The sequence below is a fragment of the Rhizobium sp. SVR5-9E genome (assembly GCF_056755095.1).
The window spans coordinates 1-821 of the sequence record NZ_JBNDHS010000227.1; the positions used below are offsets into that span (position 1 = coordinate 1).

1 protein-coding gene is annotated in these 821 nt (G+C 54.3%); it reads right to left on the reverse strand.

The features are described from left to right. Window positions 1-489, reverse strand: a 489-nt coding sequence (locus ACPYOJ_RS34545) for an AAA family ATPase (protein WP_481420255.1), incomplete at its 3' end; no start/stop codon positions are given. Between the last annotated feature and the right edge of the window lie 332 nt (window positions 490-821).

Here is an 821-nt window from a genome sequence, read left to right on the forward strand (position 1 = left end):
GGGAATGACGTCGTATCGCCTGCTATGTCTTGTCCGCGGCGTTGCCTCTTCGGACATCCAGTGACTAAAGCTCGGCCAGAGGTCATGGAGGTATCTGTCCACCATAAACCCGCCTTTGATAAGATCAGGTCGAGCGACCGTTCGAATAGCCTGGAACTGATTACCATCCGCATCTGCACGGATGCTGTCCTCGAATTCTTGTATCCATTCTGGTTCAAACGTCTTGAGTCGTTTCCCGGTCGGGTCAACGGGAACAGTCCTTACGTCGACAACGATGCGGGGCGACCGTACATCGGTCACATCGATGTGGAAGTCCTCGGCTGTAAGGTGCCGGCCATAGTCTCCGAGCGCGAGTTGAAGTGCCTTGATGACCGAGGTTTTTCCGGAATTGTTCGTGCCGATCAAAACGGTGACCGGCGGGAGTTCAACCTCGATGTTCTGTAAACCCCTAAGTCCCGCGACACGCAGAGTATCAACACGAATCGGCACGTACCCTCCTACAGCAAGCCGTATGAAGTTTAAGCGACGGGGCGCCGAAAAGCGATAATTTTGAAAACTGGACGGCGACCGCACGTTTAGCGCATGTCTCTCTTATGATGCCCCGTTAGAGGTTTTGACGCCAAAGGGTGGTGGTCCGAACGATCACGTTCACGCATTGGCAACATCCCCTTATGGTCTTCGCGGCTCTTTATTCGTCCGATCTGCCGGTCGCGCTTTACTTTGAGACCTCAAGACCTTGCAACCACGCTAAGACCTCAGCCTCTCCCACAATGGTCAAATGCGTACGCGCTCTCGACAAAGCTACGTAGGCCAGCTCACGC